The 18,609-nt window shown below is 41.5% G+C and carries 17 protein-coding genes; 14 read left to right on the forward strand and 3 right to left on the reverse strand.

Annotated elements, in window-relative coordinates:
• Window positions 1–49 precede the first annotated feature (49 nt).
• On the reverse strand, window positions 50–1,447 hold the full coding sequence (locus tag QH639_RS14585) for an alanine/glycine:cation symporter family protein (protein ID WP_281114719.1): 1,398 nt from the start codon (window positions 1,445–1,447) through the stop codon (window positions 50–52).
• A gap of 225 nt (window positions 1,448–1,672) precedes the next feature.
• On the opposite strand from QH639_RS14585, the gene QH639_RS14590 reads away from it, so the two are divergent.
• The 12 genes from QH639_RS14590 (at window position 1,673) to QH639_RS14645 (ending at window position 13,930) form a co-directional block, all read left to right on the forward strand.
• Window positions 1,673–2,371 carry an aspartate/glutamate racemase family protein gene (locus tag QH639_RS14590; protein ID WP_281114720.1) on the forward strand — a complete coding sequence of 233 codons (699 nt, stop codon included), beginning with the start codon at window positions 1,673–1,675 and terminating at the stop codon, window positions 2,369–2,371.
• A 1-nt stretch (window position 2,372) separates the two neighbouring features.
• Window positions 2,373–3,431: a DmpA family aminopeptidase gene (locus tag QH639_RS14595; protein WP_281114721.1), complete on the forward strand. Its 1,059-nt coding sequence runs from the start codon at window positions 2,373–2,375 to the stop codon at window positions 3,429–3,431.
• Between the two features lie 286 nt (window positions 3,432–3,717).
• Window positions 3,718–4,449, forward strand: coding sequence for a M15 family metallopeptidase (locus tag QH639_RS14600; protein WP_227744834.1), 732 nt, complete (start codon window positions 3,718–3,720; stop codon window positions 4,447–4,449).
• A complete protein-coding gene (locus tag QH639_RS14605; protein WP_131519818.1) occupies window positions 4,446–5,240 on the forward strand; it encodes a M55 family metallopeptidase in 795 nt (264 codons plus the stop codon). Before QH639_RS14600 ends, QH639_RS14605 begins: the two co-directional genes overlap by 4 nt.
• Window positions 5,241–5,546: 306 nt before the next feature.
• Window positions 5,547–7,376, forward strand: coding sequence for a peptide ABC transporter substrate-binding protein (locus QH639_RS14610; RefSeq protein ID WP_281114722.1), 1,830 nt, complete (start codon window positions 5,547–5,549; stop codon window positions 7,374–7,376).
• Between the two features lie 81 nt (window positions 7,377–7,457).
• Entirely contained in the window at window positions 7,458–8,402 is a 945-nt protein-coding gene (locus tag QH639_RS14615; protein WP_281114723.1) for an ABC transporter permease, read from the forward strand.
• Window positions 8,402–9,376, forward strand: a complete 975-nt coding sequence (locus QH639_RS14620) for an ABC transporter permease (RefSeq protein ID WP_131519821.1) — start codon at window positions 8,402–8,404, stop codon at window positions 9,374–9,376. The genes QH639_RS14615 and QH639_RS14620 overlap by 1 nt, the downstream gene beginning before the upstream one ends.
• Window positions 9,369–10,442: an ABC transporter ATP-binding protein gene (locus QH639_RS14625; RefSeq protein WP_348638158.1), complete on the forward strand. Its 1,074-nt coding sequence runs from the start codon at window positions 9,369–9,371 to the stop codon at window positions 10,440–10,442. The genes QH639_RS14620 and QH639_RS14625 overlap by 8 nt, the downstream gene beginning before the upstream one ends.
• Window positions 10,435–11,382 (forward strand): ATP-binding cassette domain-containing protein, encoded by a 948-nt coding sequence (locus QH639_RS14630; RefSeq protein WP_281114725.1) that lies wholly within the window; start codon window positions 10,435–10,437, stop codon window positions 11,380–11,382. The genes QH639_RS14625 and QH639_RS14630 overlap by 8 nt, the downstream gene beginning before the upstream one ends.
• Window positions 11,379–12,311, forward strand: coding sequence for a S66 peptidase family protein (locus tag QH639_RS14635; protein ID WP_281114726.1), 933 nt, complete (start codon window positions 11,379–11,381; stop codon window positions 12,309–12,311). The genes QH639_RS14630 and QH639_RS14635 overlap by 4 nt, the downstream gene beginning before the upstream one ends.
• Window positions 12,312–12,318: 7 nt before the next feature.
• The gene (locus QH639_RS14640; RefSeq protein WP_281114727.1) at window positions 12,319–13,131 is read left to right on the forward strand and encodes a serine hydrolase; all 813 of its coding nucleotides are present in this window, start codon (window positions 12,319–12,321) and stop codon (window positions 13,129–13,131) included.
• Window positions 13,100–13,930: a C40 family peptidase gene (locus QH639_RS14645; RefSeq protein WP_281114728.1), complete on the forward strand. Its 831-nt coding sequence runs from the start codon at window positions 13,100–13,102 to the stop codon at window positions 13,928–13,930. Before QH639_RS14640 ends, QH639_RS14645 begins: the two co-directional genes overlap by 32 nt.
• Here the strand turns inward: QH639_RS14645 and QH639_RS14650 are convergent.
• Together QH639_RS14650 and QH639_RS14655 are read right to left on the reverse strand one after the other, a co-directional pair.
• Window positions 13,927–14,343, reverse strand: coding sequence for a hypothetical protein (locus tag QH639_RS14650; protein ID WP_237900277.1), 417 nt, complete (start codon window positions 14,341–14,343; stop codon window positions 13,927–13,929). The genes QH639_RS14645 and QH639_RS14650 overlap by 4 nt on opposite strands.
• 106 nt (window positions 14,344–14,449) lie before the next feature.
• On the reverse strand, window positions 14,450–15,175 hold the full coding sequence (locus tag QH639_RS14655) for a glucosaminidase domain-containing protein (protein WP_237900279.1): 726 nt from the start codon (window positions 15,173–15,175) through the stop codon (window positions 14,450–14,452).
• A gap of 492 nt (window positions 15,176–15,667) precedes the next feature.
• On the opposite strand from QH639_RS14655, the gene QH639_RS14660 reads away from it, so the two are divergent.
• Together QH639_RS14660 and QH639_RS14665 are read left to right on the forward strand one after the other, a co-directional pair.
• Complete coding sequence (locus QH639_RS14660) at window positions 15,668–16,726, forward strand: AAA family ATPase (protein ID WP_048390252.1); 1,059 nt, start codon at window positions 15,668–15,670, stop codon at window positions 16,724–16,726.
• 3 nt (window positions 16,727–16,729) lie between these two features.
• The gene (locus tag QH639_RS14665; protein ID WP_281114730.1) at window positions 16,730–18,526 is read left to right on the forward strand and encodes a vWA domain-containing protein; all 1,797 of its coding nucleotides are present in this window, start codon (window positions 16,730–16,732) and stop codon (window positions 18,524–18,526) included.
• The last annotated feature ends 83 nt before the right edge of the window (window positions 18,527–18,609 follow it).

Consider the following 18,609-nt stretch of genomic DNA (forward strand, 5'->3'; position numbering starts at 1 on the left):
GTTTTTTTCAAAAAACGCCACTCCAATTTTAGAAGTGGCGTTCAGTATTTTATCGATCTTCTTCTTCCCAACAGTCTGTATTTTTTAAGGTTGGGATTGATTTTGCATAGAAGACAGGATTTTTTCCTGCTCTACGTTGCTCAGTAAAGTCGTCTAGCACGAGGAAGGCAATTTTACCGAGCATCATAATGATGGCGATATTGATAAGCGCCATCAGCCCCATAAAGAGGTCAGCGAGATTCCATACAAGCTGTACCTGTGCGATGGAGCCGAACATGACCATAACTAATACGAAAATTCGATAGCAAAACATCCAAGCTTTATGGGCATCCATAAATTCAATATTGGATTCACCATAATAATAATTACCAATAATCGAACTAAAAGCGAAGAAAATGATGGAGATGGCAATAAAATAAGGAGCCCAATCACCAACATGAACAGCTAAAGAATTTTGCGTCAAAATAATACCATCACTCTCACCTTTATCATATAAGCCCGCTAAAATAATGATAAAGGCAGTGGCTGTACAAATCATAATCGTATCAAAAAAGACACCTAAGCTTTGTACAAGTCCTTGCTTAGCAGGATGCGAAGTATTAGCAGTCGCAGCAGCATTCGGTACACTCCCCATCCCTGCTTCATTGGAAAATAAACCGCGACGTACGCCCTGCATGATTGCTGCCCCAATTGCGCCACCAGCAGCTTCCTGTAGGCCAAATGCATGAGTGAAAATTAATGAAAAAACATGTGGGATTTCCGATAAATTAGTCACCACTACAAAAAGAGCTACAAGTAAATAGAAGATGGCCATAACGGGAACAAGAACTTGTGTTACCTTTACAATTCGGTGGACACCACCAAAAATAATTAATCCAGTTAAAATGACAAGTATAGCCCCAATAATCTTTGGATTTACATCGAAGGCTTCGCCGACTGAAGTGGCAATTGTGTTGGATTGCACAGCATTAAAAATAAAGCCAAAGCTTAATGTTAATAGAATACTAAAAATAATGCCAAGCTTTCGTTGACCTAATGCTTTCTCCATATAGTAGGCGGGCCCACCACGGAATGTATCGCCATCCTTCACTTTATAGACCTGTGCTAAGGTACTTTCAATGAAGGCAGTGGCCATCCCTAAAATCGCGATTATCCACATCCAAAATACTGCACCAGGACCGCCTACACCAATGGCTAAGGCTACCCCTGTAATATTTCCTGTGCCGACACGTGAAGCAGCACTAATGGTAAAGGCTTGGAACGGAGAAACCCCCGAATCGCCCTCTCTTTTTTCTACAATTAAACGAAACATTTCAGGAAAAAGACGAATTTGTACAAACTTCGTACCGAATGAAAAATATAGTCCTGCTGCTAAAAGTAAGATAATGAGGATATATGTCCATAAAATATTATTTCCACTATCAACTATTGTTGAGATCCATTCCATAAGTTGTCCTCCTTTCACAATACGCTTTAGTCTACACTGTTTTTTTATATAAAATCAACTTTTTTTAATATAATGAAATATGATAAAATTTTGAGATTTTAATTTTATTAATGGGGGAAACTCTTTTTATGTATTATTTTCCAAACACCATCTATTGCTTTTGGAAAATTCTCTTATTTTTGTGTGAGGGAGGCGTATAATAATAGAAAAAGGAGTGATGTAGACATGAAAACAATCGGCTTAATCGGTGGGATGAGCTGGGAGTCATCTGCTGAATATTACAGACTTATCAATGAACAGGTTAAACACAGGCTAGGGGGCCTACACTCTGCGAAATGTATTTTGTTTAGTGTAGATTTCCAGCAAATTGAGCATTTTCAAGCTAACGGGGAGTGGGACAAAGCAGGTGAGGTTCTAGCTCACGCTGCACAAGCACTGGAGCGGGCAGGCGCAGACCTAGTCATCATTTGTACCAATACAATGCATAAGGTCATTGATGTTATCGAGCCTGCTATAACCATTCCTATTTTACATATTGCGGATGCCACAGCTAAGCAAATCAAAGAAGCGGGGCTACAGAAAATAGCGCTTCTTGGTACAAAGTACACAATGGAGCAAGCGTTTTATAAGGCAAGGGTAGAAAGCTTTGCCATAGAGGTGATCGTGCCTGACAGCAACGACCGAATGGAAGTCAACCGAATTATTTACGATGAATTGTGTCTTGGTACCATTGTACCAGCATCTAAAAGGTACTATAGCCAAGTGATAGAGGAGCTTGTACATGCGGGGGCACAAGGGGTAATTTTGGGCTGCACGGAAATCGGCTTACTGATTCAGCAGGAGGATGTTAGCATTCCAGTGTTTGATACAACCGCTATCCATGCACAGGCTGCTGTGTTAATGGCGATTGAGGAGGATGCATAATATGCAGGGAAAAGTAAGACAATTGGGCATTGAAATTGGTGTGTTACCAGTTGGTCAGAAAAACTGCATCACCGATGTAGAAGGAGTTCAAGTGGGGCATGTGACATTGGATGAGCCATTAGATCAGAATGGGGCCTATGTGTGTACAGGCGTTACAGCCATTTTACCGCATGGAGGCAATGTATTTCAGCAAAAGGTGACAGCGGCAAGCTATGTACTAAATGGCTTTGGAAAAACAACGGGACTTGTGCAAGTGAATGAACTAGGTGTACTGGAATCGCCCATTATGTTAACCAATACTTTTGGCGTACCAGCTGTGACACAAGGTACATTAAGCTATATGCTTGATAGGAATGAAGACATTGGACTGACAACAGGAACCATTAATCTCGTTGTGGGCGAGTGTAATGATAGTTATCTTAATTCGATTCGAGCTTGTCCAGTGACACCTGCGCATGCCATAGAAGCCATTCGTCAAGCCTCTACAAAGACGGCACAGGAAGGCGCTGTTGGTGCAGGAAAGGGGATGATGTGTTTCGGCTACAAAGGAGGAATTGGTTCTTCCTCTCGCATCGTCAAAGTAGAATCAAATGAAGTGAACTATACAGTAGGCTGCCTAGTTCTTAGTAACTTTGGACAAGACAGGGAGTTTTTAGCCGAGCATTACAAAGTCTCAACTATGCAAAACCAATCTACTCTATCACCAACAGATGGCTCCATTATCATTGTCCTTGCGACAGATGCCCCGCTAAGTAGTCGACAATTAACACGTGTCATTAAGCGCTGTGGTATTGGTTTAGGACGGACAGGCAGTCATTTTTCACATGGTAGTGGTGACATTGTGATTGGCTTCACGACGGCACATTGTATTCCTCATACCACTGATCAGCTTATTGAGACTAGAAGTCAGCTTCGTGAGGATCATCCCATCATGAATCAATTGTTTACAGCCGCAGCGGAAGCGACTGAGGAAGCGATACTAAATTCATTATCCCAAGCTAAGACAACAACTGGCCGCAATGGTCATACAGTGCAAGCTTATTCCTTTCAACAGGCATAAAAGAAAAGGCTATTGAAACAGCAATTGTGTTTCAATGGCTTTTTTTGAGCACCAAACAGGTTTCGTTAATTTTTTAGCATGAGCGAGCTATAAGATGAATAAAATCCTTAATTAGAGGATATAAGTGGTTTTTCGATCCGTCAATTGCTGGAATATGTATCATTATAAGAGTTTATCCATTATTTTGTAATTATTCTTTTTTTATCTAGTCAATGATAGAGAGATGTGATAACATTCAACTTAAAAAACTGAATTATCTAACTATTTAAAGGAGGGTTCTGTTATTATGAACCTTTTTCAACCGATAGCACCCTCTCTAAATGGAAGCCCCTCGCCATCACCAGTTGTCTGTGAAAACAATGAGCCGCTTATCCAGCTTACAGGTGCTCATCCTAGGATATTTATGGAGCCCATCTACTATCAGCAACAGATTTCTAATAGTTTACGAGTTATTTATGTAAGAGAAGGTGTCTATGAGCGTTTGCAACAGGCGTTAACATTATTACCTCAAGAGTATTGCTTATTACTTTATGATGGCTATCGCCCATTTCAAGTACAGCAGCATTTGTTTAGCCATTTTTCTCAGCAATTAGCAAAAAGGATGCCGCAGCTAACATCACAAGAGATTGTGCAGGCGACCAAAAAATATGTAGCATTTCCAAGTAAAGATGTAGCCCATTTAGCCCCCCATTTAACAGGGGGTGCCATCGATGTAACACTTGCAGATGTTCATGGTAAAGCCCTCGATCTTGGGACTGCATTTGATGAAATGAATGAAAAATCGGCGACCCGTTATTTTGAACAGCAAACGCATGAAAATCCACTTGCCTGTCAGCACCGACGTTTGCTGTATAACTGTATGACACTTGCTGGATTTACGAACTATGAGGAGGAATGGTGGCATTACGATTATGGCAATGTGGCATGGGCTAGACGTGTTCAAGCACAGGTAGCTCATTACGGAGCAGTACACGCAACAATTCAAAATCATAATGTAGAGGAGTTTCGATTTCTATGAAAATTTATATTAGTGCAGATATTGAAGGGATTACAGGTACAACTTCGTGGAGTGAGACCGAGTTAAACGCACCTGACTATCAGTTTTTCCAAAGACAAATGACGCGAGAAGTAGAAGCTGCCATTGAAGGAGCGATAGCGGGGGGCGCAACCGAAATTTTAGTAAAGGACGCACATGATTCAGCCCGCAATCTAGACATTTCCAATTTACCAATCAACTGTAAAGTTATCCGTGGCTGGACATACGACCCTATGTGTATGGTAGCGGGTCTCGATAAAAGCTTCGATCGTGCTATTTTTATCGGCTATCACAGCAAGGGTGGCAGTGAACGTAACCCACTAGCCCACACACTTTGCACATACGCAGATGTCAAAATCAATGGCGAATATGCGAGCGAATTTCTCATCAACACGTATGCAGCAGCCTTACACGATGTGCCCGTTTCCTTTGTAAGTGGGGATGTGGGGTTGACAGAAGAGATTCAGGCCGTAAATGAACACATTGTCACGTTTGCTACAAAGGAAGGCATTGGCAATGCGACGATTAGTGTCAGTCCACAACTAACTATCATGGAAACTAAGCGACTGGTGGAGTCTTCTATGAAGGTTCCACGTGCCGCATTACAGGTAACGTTGCCAGAACACTTTAGGGTAGAAATTATTTATCGTGACCATACACGAGCCTATCGTAATTCATTTTATCCAAATGCCAAATTCAAACCGCATAATACCGTGGAGTTCATGACCCATGATTTTTATGAGGTGCTGCGTGTCCTGCAATTTTTAACATGATGGTAAGGTTTAGTGGGAGCTTTTATATCAAGTGAGGATGCTAATTCATGAAAGGTGAGAAGTCATCAAAAAATGGTGGACCCGCTCAAAAGTTTGCTAGACCTGCTCAAAATGCAGTGGGACACGCTGTCTGAGTGGTTTGGTAGAACTGACAATTTAATCTCATAACCGTGACAACGAGTATGTACCGTTGTTTATTTCATCGATAGATGGTCGATTTAGACAGACCTAGCTTATGTTTGAATGATCCTATTGAAGATGCAATCCTACCAATAGGATTTTCATTATAAAAAGATGACTAGGGGGATGCTTGTGAGAAAATATTGGTTGCTGTTCGTATGTCTGATCGTATTATTTTGTGTAGCCTGTAATGACAAGTCAGCGAGTGAAAAAGCATCGGAATATCGAGTGGTGTATTCAGGGGAAATTAAAACGTTAAATTATTTAAAGACGTCAGAAACAAATGAATTTGCGGTAGCTGCGAATATGGTGGATGGGCTCATTGAATATGACAACTATGGGGTGGTCCAGCCAGGATTAGCGAAAGAGTGGTCTGCGAATGAGGATGCTACAGTGTGGACATTCAAATTGCGTGATGATGCAAAATGGGTGACACATGAGGGCAAGGGATATGCAGATGTTGTGGCACAAGACTTTGTGGATGGCTTACACTATGTGCTTGATGCTAAAAATGAATCGTCGACAGCTTGGATTGCGACGGTGGTGAAAAATGGGGAAGCCTTCTATAATGGCGAGATGAACGATTTCAAGGAGGTAGGCATAAAGGCGCTAGATGAACATACAGTAGAATATACTTTAGAGGCGCCGACACCCTATTTTCTTTCTATGTTGAATTATGTTTGTTTCTTCCCTGTGAATGGCAAGTTCATTGCGGAAAAGGGAGAGGATTTTGGCACAACACGTGAAAACTTCCTCTATAACGGTGCCTATATTTTAGATAAATTTGAGCCACAAAATGAACGCGTTCTTGTGAAAAATGAAACGTACTGGGATAAAGACAAGGTGCTGATTGACCGTATTCGCTATAAATACAATAAAGAAGCGGCAACTGTGGCGCCTGAGCTGTTTTTACGTGGCGAAATCGATTCGGCTAGTATCCCGACCTCCATCATTGATGAATGGTTTAAAGATGAAAAGAAAAAATCTCAGGTTCGTCAAACACAAAATAACTTCTATACCTACTTTTATGCACTCAACTTCAACCCACAATTTGACGCACAATACGAACCTGATAACTGGAAAATCGCCGTCAATAATAAAGATTTCCGCAAATCCTTATTCCATGCGCTTGACCGTGTCTCCGCGATGCTAACGGTTGAGCCATATAATCCAGCAGATTTGCTGAGCAATACCATTACACCGAAAAACTTTGTTGATGTGGAAGGAGTGGATTATACACAACTAGCACCCCTTACATCCATTTCCAATGAGGATTCCTTCAATAAAGAGCTGGCCCTAGAGTATAAAGAAAAGGCAAAAACAGCGTTAGCAGGTAAGGCCACATTCCCTGTAAAGGTTTTAATGCCTTATAACGCTGGTATGCCAGATTGGGCTAATCGCTCTCAAGTAGTCGAGCAGCAAATGGAAAAACTACTAGGGACAGATTATGTCGACATTATTGTAGAGGCTGGTCCATCGACAGGCTTCTTATCAGAGGTACGTCGTCCAGGTAAATTTGCACTCTTAGAGGCGAACTGGGGTCCTGATTTTGCAGATCCATCTACGTATACAGATCCTTTCACAGTAGATGGTACTTACAATAAACCAGAATTAGCAGAGGGCTATAAAGAGGCGAATGGTAAAACAACTTATCAAAATCTTGTGGATCAAGCGAAAGAAACAATTGACACAGCCAAACGCTATGAGCTATTTGCGAAGGCAGAAGCGTTTTTAATTGAGGAAGCCTTTGTTATTCCATATTCAGTTGGTGGTAGTGGCTATATGGCATCTAAATTAAATCCATTCGAGGCGCAATATTCGCCATTTGGTGTAACGGCAGAGAAATTTAAAGGCCAGCAAGTGCTAGAAAAGCCAATGAGTAATGAAGAATTTAAAAAAGCGCTTGCTGAGTGGGAGCAAGAACGTGCGGAAGCACTAGCCAATGCTGAAAAGTAGTAGAATTTCGTAGATGAAAAGGAGATACCGAAAAGAATAGTCGGCATCTCCTTTCGTCTTTTGACAAAGGAGGATGGCGCGATGTTGCAGTATATAGGAAAACGACTCTTACAATCCGTTTTAACCCTTTTTATTATCATCACCATTGTCTTTTCATTATTACGGCTAATGCCAGAGGAAGGCTATTTAGGAGCGGCAGCTGATAAAATGTCACCTGCTCAGCAGGAAATTTACTTTACAAGTCTAGGTTTGCGGGACCCAATCCTTGTCCAACTAGGGAATTTTTACAAGAATTTACTGCAGGGGGATTTGGGTAAATCAGTGACTTATCGTACCGATGTCCCAGTAGTGACGATTATTGCAGATAAAATCACGTATTCTCTGCTCTTTGGTTTAGGAGCAGTCGCTATATCACTCCTGATTGGTGTGCCGCTAGGAATAATGATGGCCTATCGTAAGGGACGTTGGTTGGATCGACTTGGGACAGGCTATATCGTATTTGTTGTTGCAGTCCCTGCGGCTGTTTATTACTTAGTTATTCAAATGTATATTACAGAACTCTTTCAATTACCGATGCTGTTTGATGAATACAGACCGATTACTTGGATTCTTCCACTTACGTCAATGGCATTGGCTCCAACTGCCTCCTACGCGATGTGGATGCGACGCTATATGGTCGATGAACTGAACAAGGACTATATTAAGCTGGCTAGGGCAAAGGGCGTAAAGGAGCGGACACTGATGTTCAAACATGTATTACGTAATGCCTTTATTCCCATGGCACAATATTTACCTGCAACGATTCTGTTTACGATTACAGGCTCGATTTATATAGAGTCGTTGTATTCCATTCCAGGGATGGGGGGCTTACTTGTGGATGCTATTCAGCGACAGGATAATACGATTGTGCAAGGCCTAGTGTTAGTGTTCTCTTCCCTTGGTATCATTGGCCTTATTTTAGGGGATATTGCTATGGCACTTGTCGACCCTCGTATTAAATTAGGCAAGGGAGGGGGTGTGCGTTAATGGGGATGTATACAGATGAAATCAATAATATTTCAAATAAATCATGTGAAACCCTATTTGAATTTGCCGAAGTGGACGCAAAACAGGCGGAGGAAACGGGCTATTCAAATTATTCTTATTGGCGGTCTACATGGCAATCCTTTTTGAAAAATCGACTGGCCGTTTTTTTATTAGTTGGGGTGATCATCATTGTTGGCTTTACGATTCTACAGCCCTATTTACCTGCGCAAAAATCACCAACTGAAATTTACTTGGATGAACAAACAGGGATGCAGGCACGTAATATTGCACCTAGTGCAGAATTTTGGTTTGGCACGAATTCAATCGGTCAGGATTTATGGTCTCGTATTTGGGCGGGGACGAGAACCTCACTCTTTATTGGCTGTGTTGTCGCCTTAGTGGAGGCAGTGGTGGGCATTACAATTGGCACGCTATGGGGCTTTTCACGGAAATTAGAAGCGCCTATAACACAGCTTTATAATGTTGTCGATAATATCCCCACAACCATTGTGCTCATTTTAATGTCCTATATCTTACGGCCAAGTATTTCAACAATTATTATTGCCATGTGTATTACGGGATGGGTGGAAATGGCGAGGTTTATCCGCAATCAAATTGTTATTTTGCGTGACCGCGAATACAATCTAGCCTCAAAGTGCTTAGGCACACCTGATTATCGTATTATCCTAAAAAATCTATTACCTTATTTAATTTCTGTCATTATGCTCCGCATGAGCTTAGCGATACCCTTTGCAATTGGGGCCGAAGTCTTTTTGACGTATATTGGCTTAGGGCTTCCGATCAGTGAGCCATCCTTAGGAAATTTAATTAATGAAGGACGTGTCCTTATGATGTCACCAGATCTAAGGTATCAGCTTATTTTCCCAAGTATTGTGCTAAGCGTTATTACGATCGCATTTTATATTATTGGTAATTCCTTTGCAGATGCAGCAGATCCGAAAAACCATGTATAAGGAGAGGAAGCGAGTGACATTGAAAAAATCAAGCATATTAGGCATCCAAAATTTAGTGATTCAGTTTACGCTACGTGGTCGAATTTTAACAGCGATTCGCGGTATTTCACTCGACCTTTACAAGGGAGAGAGCTTAGCCATTGTGGGTGAATCAGGTTCGGGTAAATCCGTGCTGATGAAATCCATTATGGGCTTGCTCGATAAAAATGGTCGTATTAAGCAGGGGCAAATTATTTACAATGCACAGGATTTAGGCAAATTCACAACAGAGCAAGAATGGCTAGGGATTCGTGGTAAGGAAATAGCGATGGTGACACAGGATCCAATGACATCGTTAAACCCGCTCAAAACCATTGGAAAGCAAATTGAAGAATGTGTGGTTATGCATCAAGGCTTAAGAGGTAAGGAAGCCTATGCAGAAACACTAAAACTGTTAACAGATGTCGGCATTACCGATGTGCAAAAGCGCTATAAGCAATACCCGCATGAATTTTCAGGAGGGATGCGCCAACGTATCGTTATTGCGATTGCCATTGCGTGTAAGCCGAATATTTTAATATGTGATGAGCCCACAACAGCTTTGGATGTAACCATTCAGGCACAAATTTTACAGCTCTTAAAAAATCTTCAGCAAAAATACGGCTTAACAATCGTCTATATTACGCACGATTTAGGCGTAGTCGCAAAAGTGGCTGACCGTATTGCCGTGATGTACGCGGGCGATGTCATCGAGGTTGGGGAAACACATGAAATTTTCTTTCATAGTAAGCATCCTTATACGTGGGCGCTTATTTCCTCTTTACCACAGCTTGGCTCAAAAGGTGAACAATTGTATTCCATCAAGGGCACACCTCCGAATCTTTTTCAGGAAATAAAGGGAGATGCCTTTGCCCCACGCAATCCATATGCATTGAAAATTGACTTTATCGAGCGGCCACCTTTTTTTCAGGTCAGTGATACCCACTATGCTCGTACATGGTTATTAGACCCACTTGCACCAAAGGTAGAGCCTCCAGCAGCCTTACAAGCATTTTTTGCAGAGGGGAGGCAGTATGCGAATGACTGATAAAGAGGTGCTTGTAGAAGTAATAAATTTATCTGTTGTTTTTGGTAAAGGAAAAAATAAGTTTACAGCCATTGATGATGTCAGCTTTCAAATTTTTAAAGGCGAAACATTTGGCATTGTAGGTGAGTCAGGGTCAGGGAAGACAACGATTGGTCGAGCGATTATGCGCATCAATGAGGTCACAGAGGGACAAATTTTGTACCATGGTAAAAGTATTCAGGGGAAAATCCCTAAAGATTGGGATAGAGAAATTACGCAAAAAATCCAAATGATATTCCAGGACCCTATGGCATCTCTAAATGAACGAGCAAAAGTAGATTATATTGTCTCAGAGGGCTTATACCCTTCGAAAAAATATAAAGATGAGGCAGATCGACAACAAAAGGTGCGCGATGCGTTATTGAACGTTGGGCTACTTCCAGAGTTCTCAAGCCGCTTTCCGCATGAGTTTTCAGGAGGTCAACGCCAACGTATTGGCATTGCTCGTGCGTTAGTGATGGAGCCTGAATTTATCATTGCAGATGAGCCTATATCTGCCTTGGACGTATCCATTCGGGCGCAAGTATTAAATTTATTAGCAAGCCTTCAACAGCGAAATCATTTAACGTATTTATTTATTGCCCATGATTTATCGATTGTCCGTTTTATTACGGATCGTACGGCGGTCATTTATAAGGGGAAGATTGTGGAGCTAGCGGAAACAGAAAAGCTTTTTGCTCATCCGCTGCATCCATATACAAGGGCTTTGTTATCAGCAGTACCAGAGCCGAATCCCTATAAAGAGCGGGAGAAAGTTGTAGAAGTGTATGATCCGTCACAGCATCGCTATGAGGAAAATCCCCCCTCATTTGTTGAAATAGAGGAAGGTCATTTTATTTTAGCCAATGAAGAGGAACTGACCCATTATCGTACTTCACTGAAAAGGGAGGAAAAGATATGATTTGTCCAAAGGCATTGAAAAAGGGTGACACAATTGGTCTTATTAGTGCTTCTGGAGCAACGCCACCCGAAAAGCTGCAACCTGCTATTGCTAGTATCGAAAAGCTAGGGCTCAATGTGGTCGTTGGGGAGACCTGTCACGCAAGACATGGCTATTTAGCAGGCACAGATGAATTACGGGTAGCAGATGTTCATCGTATGTTTGATGATCCAATGATTGATGGTATTTTTTGTATACGTGGGGGCTATGGTGCGACGAAAATTTTAGCCCAATTAGACTTTGACTTGATAAGTGCCAATCCCAAAGTATTTGCTGGCTATAGTGATGTGACCGCTCTACATATAGCTTTTAATCAGCTATGTGGCTTTGTAACCTATCATACACCGATGCCATCCACAGAATTTATTAGGCAGGAGATGGATGACTATACTTGGCAGTCGTTTATTCAGCTGATTATGGAGAATGAAAGAAAGGCGTACTACTTAAAAAATCCTTCTCACCAGCCCATGTCCACATTGGTGGCTGGGAGTGCTTCAGGTCAACTTATCGGTGGCAATTTAACATTAGTGACAGCTTCACTTGGCACACCCTATGAAATTGATACACGAGGTAAAATTCTGTTTTTAGAAGATATCGATGAAACAGAGCAACGGGTGGATCGTATGCTGACACAATTAAAACTGGCAGGAAAGCTAGATGACGTGGCAGGCATTTTATTGGGCGCTTGGACAAATTGCGAACCTGAAAATCCCGAAAAGCCAGCACACAGCTTATCATTACAAACTATTTTTCAAGAAATTCTAGTGCCTTTAGGGAAGCCTATAATTGCAGATTTGGCATGTGGTCATTGTTTACCAACAATGTCGCTTCCTTTAGGAAGAACCATCAAGATGGATGCAGACAATCAGCGTATCCATGTAAATGGGTAGGTGGTCTATGGAGCAGAGAATTACTACACTTATTCAAGAATCGCCCTACAACGTACATTTGTTTATTAAAAATCTAACAACGAATCAGTTGCTCATCAGTCATCAGCTAGAGACTTCATTTTCAAGTGCAAGTTTAATCAAAGTGCCGATTCTGTTAGCCTTGCTCTCATATATAGAGAAAAACAAATTATCACTTAATTCTACGCTTACGATTTCACCAACTGATTGGGTGGATTTTAGTGTGATTAGTGAACAAAGACTTACACATAGCACTTTCTATGAGCTGCTAGTGTGGATGATTATTACTAGCGATAATACAGCTACGAACGTCTTAATCGATGTAGTTGGCATGGAATATTTGAATGACTATTTTCAGCATATCGGATTACAGGACACACTGTTACAGCGAAAAATGATGGATGTGGAGCGGCTAGCAAAGGGCATAGATAATCGCACATCAGCAAGGGATATGGCACATCTTTATACGCAAATCTATCAGCAAGAGCTTTTATCGCCTCCCTACAATAAACTAGTCATTGATATTTTAAGCCGTCAGCGTATACATGACTCCCTAAAGCGCTATCTAGTAGAGGATGTGAGGCTGGCACATAAAACAGGCGGACTGAATACAGTCGATCATGATGTGGGGATATTTTACACGAATGCAGTCGATTATAGTATGGGTGTTTTTATAACAAATGTAACGGACAATGATCAGGCACGCCAACTCATTGGTCGTCTATCAAAAGTTGTCTATGACCAGCTGGTGAAGCGGAAGGGGGAGAAGGATGAAGGCTATCGTTACAGCCATGATTGCTAGCTTGCATGCCATGCCAGATAAAGATTCTGAATTAGTCGATGAAGTGCTTTATGGGATGACCGTAGAGATCATCAGGGATGTCAATGACGCTTGGGTTTCTATTCAAACGGCCTATCGTTACGAGGGTTATTGTCAGAAGGCAGACTTACTGCAAGAGGAAGCACTAGCATCTACATGGCAACAAGATGCACAGTATGTAGTGTGTCAAAGCTTTGCAGATGTTTTGCAGCAGCCACGTATTCAAAGTACAAAGCTGATAACGCTTGTAAGAGGCTCTTCCATTCGTGTGATGTCAGACGAAGCAGTACCTGAAGAATGGTCAGCTGTACAGCTAGTGTCAGGACAAATAGGGTATGTTCGAACAAAATGGCTACAACCAAAAATAACAGCACATTCATTATCGGAGCAGCAGTTCCGAGAAAATGTGGTGGACACAGCGCTCAGCTATTTAACGGCCCCTTATCGCTGGGGTGGCAAATCGCCACTAGGTATTGATTGCTCTGGTTTATGTTCAATGGCTTATATGTTAAACGGTGTCTATATTTATCGTGATGCCCGAATAGTAGAGGGCTTCCCTATCGTTAACATAGAGCAAGCCCGAATGCAGAAGGGTGATTTAATCTATTTTCCAGGTCATATTGCTCTATACATGGGTGATGATTTGTATGTCCATTCATCGTTAGGTGGTAATGAAGTAACGATTAATAGTCTAGATGCCAAACATCCCCTCTATCGACAGGATTTAGCCACGACCATACTAGCAGTAGGTACTTTATATAACTCACAGAAGACTAGTTAAGCTTTTTTAAAGGTCAGTCCCATCTTGAGGATGATAAACGTACTGAGATGGATTAGTGCTAACACGATAAACTGCCAGAGCCCAATTAAAAATGTACTCATGCATAAATCAAACACTGCTTCACCTGGGGGCATATCTGGATAGGGCTCTAGTTGCCCATAATGCCACACAAAATAACAGGCGATAGAGGTGCCTTGTCCCACATAGACAAAGGTCCAATGGATAGTAGCTGCTACTCTTTGCCAACTACAACATAGTAAAAGGTTCGATAAAATAATAAGAGTGGGGAAAATAATGATATAAAAAGAAGCCTCTGCTATTTTTGTTGTGAAATATAGGTTGTAGCTAAGCTGAATCAATGGCAATAGCATAAGGTTAACGGCGAGAAGACTGAGCAATTGTGTACGCTTCACTGTGTTCCTATCCTTTCCGCATTTTTACACTAAGACGTTTAGACAAACGAATTAGTTTCATGAGAAAAAACGTCCATACTCCTTGATGAGTCATGGACGTTTTATGTTAATAATGATAAATATTTAGTTGCTGGCCTGCTTCAAGACGTTCTGTTCGAAGCTGATTCCACTGCTTAAGTGATGTCACTTTCACATTATAGGCTTCGGCAATCTTCATAAGTGAATCTCCATCAGCCACCGTGATGGTTTTCTTATCTTTTACAGGGCTATCATATTGCTGAAGGTCATATTTTGCGATCAATGTATTTAATTTTTCATTGTAAGCCGAATCAGTTGCATAGGAGCCTGTTAAAAACTTGGTCGCATCTGTATAGGTAGTTGTGTTGCTTTTGAAAACGCCTGCGTAAAAATCTTTATTCCATGATACGCCATTACGCATTAATTTTACATAATCCTGCATGGATGCTTCATAGGAAGGGTATTTGCGGAAGTCAGCCATGATGGTAGAAAGGTTGCCTGACCCATCATCCTCTGTGGTTTCGAGTGTGACGGAATTATTTTGGTAGCTGCCTTTCATTCCAAAAAGATTATAATTAGGGGCAGAGCCAAGTCCACTTTGCCCATGCTCACTTTCTAGAATCGCCTGAGCAATCATCACGGATGCATATAAGTCATTGTCAGCACCAAGATCTCGTGCGGTCTCTGCAATCTCACCGATAAACTCTTCCACACTTGGACGATCATCAATAACCACAGACTCTTCTCTTTCAGTCGTATTAAATAACTGTGTCACCATATAAAACGAAATACAAATAACAACAACGGCAATCATAAGTCCTTTAAAAAAGTTTAGCACGTATTTCATTGTAGCTGGATGTTGGTCGTGACCACATCTCCCTCCCTTCTATTAAAAGTTTAGCTATCTCTCATTATTACAGAGAGTGAAAGAGATGTATAGTTGAATAGACTTCATCATTAATAGAACGTCTCTTGCCTTAAGTTAGTTCCTAAATCTATCTTAAAATTCTGAGACATAAATTGAATCTCTCAAAATCCCCCTTATAGTACGCAACTAGATCATCTTCACTAAAATCCTTGTAAGACTTTGCCCACCAAGAGTCTGCTGAAAACCTTTTTGCTAGTTGTGAAATTGCCATAAGCTGAAAGCCCATATGCATAGGTCACAACCTCTCTACTACAATTTTTATTATTTTCTCACAGCTAGTAATTGGCAGTCAATTTCATAGAATGGTAGAGACAAGAATAATTTCATAGAAAATGGTATTATTAACCTTTAAAACAATTAGTTGAAAGGGCGTTTTGATTGAATACAATTTTTAATGTGACACAAAAACAGCTATATGATTTTCTACTGAATGTAGCGACAATAAGACCAGTCTTTATATGGGGAGCACCTGGCATTGGGAAATCAGCGATTGTTGAAAATTTTGCTAGTGAATTAGGGCTACATTGTGTATCGTTATTGGGCAGTCAGCTAGCACCTGAGGATATTATTGGTGTTCCGCAGATTAAGGATGGCTACAGTGTTTTTTGTCCACCTAAAATGATTGCACGCGATGAACCATATTGCCTTTTTTTAGATGAATTAAATGCTTGCTCACAAGAAGTACAAAAAGCGTTTTATAGTCTTATTCATGAACGCAGAATTGGAGAGTTTACATTGCCAGAGGGTACGATTGTTATTGGTGCAGGCAATCGGGCTCAGGATAACGCGATTGTTAAGCCGATGTCCTCCGCATTAATCAATCGGATGGTTCATGTTCAGCTGAGGGCATCGCATAAAGATTGGCTTGAATGGGCCTATGCACATGAAATACATCCATATGTGATTGAGTATATTCAAATGCGTCCCGATCATTTATGGAACGAACCACCGAAAACAGAAGAACCCTTCTCCACGCCTCGTTCATGGCATATGTTAAGTGATTGTTTGTATGCATATGGCAATAGCTTACAAGAACAAACAATTGATCTATTAGCAAGTAGCTGCCTATCCGCGCATACTGCCAGTCAATTTAAAGCCTTTATCAAGCAAGTGCAAAGTAAATATGATCTCGCTAAAATTATTCAAGGAGAATTACGTTGGCCCGATCAACCTGATGAAAGAGATTTGCTTTATTTCATGGCACAATCCTTCCGGGCTCAGTTACTGAAGGAGCTTCCGAACGAGCATACGACATTGAAGGGCAATCAACGGCAATTAGCCTTTCGTGCCAAAGACTTGATCAAGGACCTATCATCCATCAGCTTAGAAATTGCACAGATGGTTGTGTCAGAGCAAAAGGGTGAAGCATTACCTGCCTGGTTTATGCTGGAGGTTATCCGAGATTTACCGCGTTTAGTAGCCAAAAAGGAAGGGTAGCGTATGGCCAAAAAGAAGAAAGCATCACAGCAGGAGCATAAAAATGAGAAAGCCATTGCACGTGGGCATGACATTGTCTGTACACATCCCCTGTTCGAGGCGTTGTGTCATGCTGTTTACATGCAATACGAAAGTATGCCCCAAAAGGATTGGGCTTACATTACAAGCGCAGGTGTTATTTATGTGAATCAGGATAAAAAAGGTCAGCCAAATGAATGGGCTTATGTGATAGCGCATTGCTTGCTACACCTAGGCTTACATCATCATCAACCAAAAGAGCAGCAGGAGCTGTGGAATATTGCCTGTGACTGCTATATAACAAAATTTTTAGCAGAGCTAAAATTTGGTCAAGCACCAAAGGAAATGAGTAATCCTCTTTTTGAGGCCATTAGCTCTGAGGAAAAATTATATGAAAGATTTTTACGCGAAGGTGTGCCAGATGATTTGAAAGGCTATAGTACAATGCCAGGTCAAGGGGACTTTGTTATATCACAAAATCAAACAGGCTATTTTTATCGAGGGAATAGTAATTTCGCTGCATTATTTGCACAAGGTTTATCGAAAGCCGTGCAAAGTGCCATACGAGTAGCGGGAGGGGTAGAAAATACATTGGGAGGCACAACGAGGGTAACACAAGCACAGCGCGCAAAGGCTTGGTTTATGAGCTCCTATCCCTTATTTGGTGCTTTGGCAGCAGATTTTGCGATCATTGAAGACCCACTTATTTGCACAAGAATGGATATTTCGGTCGCAGCCATTGCAGTCGAAACAAAGGAAATTTATTTGAATACGGCGGTGGGAATGACCGATGAGGAAATGCGGTTTCTCATGGCACACGAATTGCTGCATGCAGGTTTAAGCCATGCGACCCGCAGACAAGGACGTGATCCTTACTTATGGAATGTTGCTTGTGATTATGTTATCAATGGCTGGCTCATCGATATGCAAATCGGCGAGATGCCAGCATTTGGCGGGCTATATGATCCAGCATTAAAGGGACTTTCAGCCGAATCTATTTATGATCGTATAGTTACAGAGATTAGGATGTATCGCAAATTAAGAACCTTTCGAGGGCAGGGCATAGGAGATATGATCGAAACGAATCCACCAGATTTTTGGGAAGGCAAGGTTGGGGTGGATTTAGATGCTTTTTATAGAAGGGCATTGAGTCAAGGGTTAAGCTATCATATGACCCAAGAGAGAGGATATTTGCCACAAGGGCTCATTGAGGAAATTCGTAGCCTAGCACAGCCTCCTATTGCCTGGGATGTGGCATTAGCCAAATGGTTTGATCGGATGTTTCAACCGATAGAGAAAGTTAGAACGTATACCCGCCCCAGTAGAAGGCAAGCATCGACACCTGATATAGCTAGACCAAGATGGATTCATCAAAGCGGTGAGGAAGATGGACGTACTTTCGCAGTCCTTATTGATACATCAGGCTCCATGGACCGTCTCTTACTAGGAAAAGCACTCGGCACAATAGCGAGCTATAGCATCGCTAGAGATGTCCCCTTTGTTCGGGTTATATTTTGTGATGCTGTTGCCTATGACGCGGGCTATCTAGCCCCTGAAGAACTATTAACGAAAGTGAAGGTAAGAGGTAGAGGAGGCACAGTGTTACAGCCTGGTATACAGCTACTTGAAGCAGCACAGGATTTTCCAAAGGATGGTCCTATTCTGATTATTACAGATGGACAATGTGATCGTTTAGCCATTAAAAGACAGCATGCCTTCGTACTACCACAGGGGGCCAAGCTACCGTTTGTACCCAAAGGCGAGGTATTTAGAATGAAATAGTTGCAGCTATCTACAAATGTTTGAAATGATTTTTGTTGGTGAAATATAAAAAGTGAACGCATTTCATGAGCACATTTTAAAGG

Origin of the sequence: Lysinibacillus sp. 1 U-2021 (assembly GCF_029916965.1) — a bacterium.
Classification (GTDB): Bacteria; Bacillota; Bacilli; order Bacillales_A; family Planococcaceae; genus Lysinibacillus; species Lysinibacillus capsici.

Excerpts from the sequence above, each read along its gene's own strand:
- QH639_RS14595 (WP_281114721.1), top strand. The coding sequence starts at position 2,373 with ATGCAGGGAAAAGTAAGACAATTGGGCATTGAAATTGGTGTGTTACCA.
- QH639_RS14630 (WP_281114725.1), top strand. The coding sequence starts at position 10,435 with ATGACTGATAAAGAGGTGCTTGTAGAAGTAATAAATTTATCTGTTGTT.
- QH639_RS14605 (WP_131519818.1), top strand. The coding sequence starts at position 4,446 with ATGAAAATTTATATTAGTGCAGATATTGAAGGGATTACAGGTACAACT.
- QH639_RS14610 (WP_281114722.1), top strand. The coding sequence starts at position 5,547 with ATGCTTGTGAGAAAATATTGGTTGCTGTTCGTATGTCTGATCGTATTA.
- QH639_RS14655 (WP_237900279.1), bottom strand. The coding sequence starts at position 15,175 with ATGATTGCCGTTGTTGTTATTTGTATTTCGTTTTATATGGTGACACAG.
- QH639_RS14585 (WP_281114719.1), bottom strand. The coding sequence starts at position 1,447 with ATGGAATGGATCTCAACAATAGTTGATAGTGGAAATAATATTTTATGG.
- QH639_RS14620 (WP_131519821.1), top strand. The coding sequence starts at position 8,402 with ATGGGGATGTATACAGATGAAATCAATAATATTTCAAATAAATCATGT.
- QH639_RS14640 (WP_281114727.1), top strand. The coding sequence starts at position 12,319 with ATGGAGCAGAGAATTACTACACTTATTCAAGAATCGCCCTACAACGTA.
- QH639_RS14625 (WP_348638158.1), top strand. The coding sequence starts at position 9,369 with ATGTATAAGGAGAGGAAGCGAGTGACATTGAAAAAATCAAGCATATTA.
- QH639_RS14645 (WP_281114728.1), top strand. The coding sequence starts at position 13,100 with ATGAAGGCTATCGTTACAGCCATGATTGCTAGCTTGCATGCCATGCCA.
- QH639_RS14615 (WP_281114723.1), top strand. The coding sequence starts at position 7,458 with ATGTTGCAGTATATAGGAAAACGACTCTTACAATCCGTTTTAACCCTT.
- QH639_RS14665 (WP_281114730.1), top strand. The coding sequence starts at position 16,730 with ATGGCCAAAAAGAAGAAAGCATCACAGCAGGAGCATAAAAATGAGAAA.
- QH639_RS14590 (WP_281114720.1), top strand. The coding sequence starts at position 1,673 with ATGAAAACAATCGGCTTAATCGGTGGGATGAGCTGGGAGTCATCTGCT.
- QH639_RS14635 (WP_281114726.1), top strand. The coding sequence starts at position 11,379 with ATGATTTGTCCAAAGGCATTGAAAAAGGGTGACACAATTGGTCTTATT.
- QH639_RS14600 (WP_227744834.1), top strand. The coding sequence starts at position 3,718 with ATGAACCTTTTTCAACCGATAGCACCCTCTCTAAATGGAAGCCCCTCG.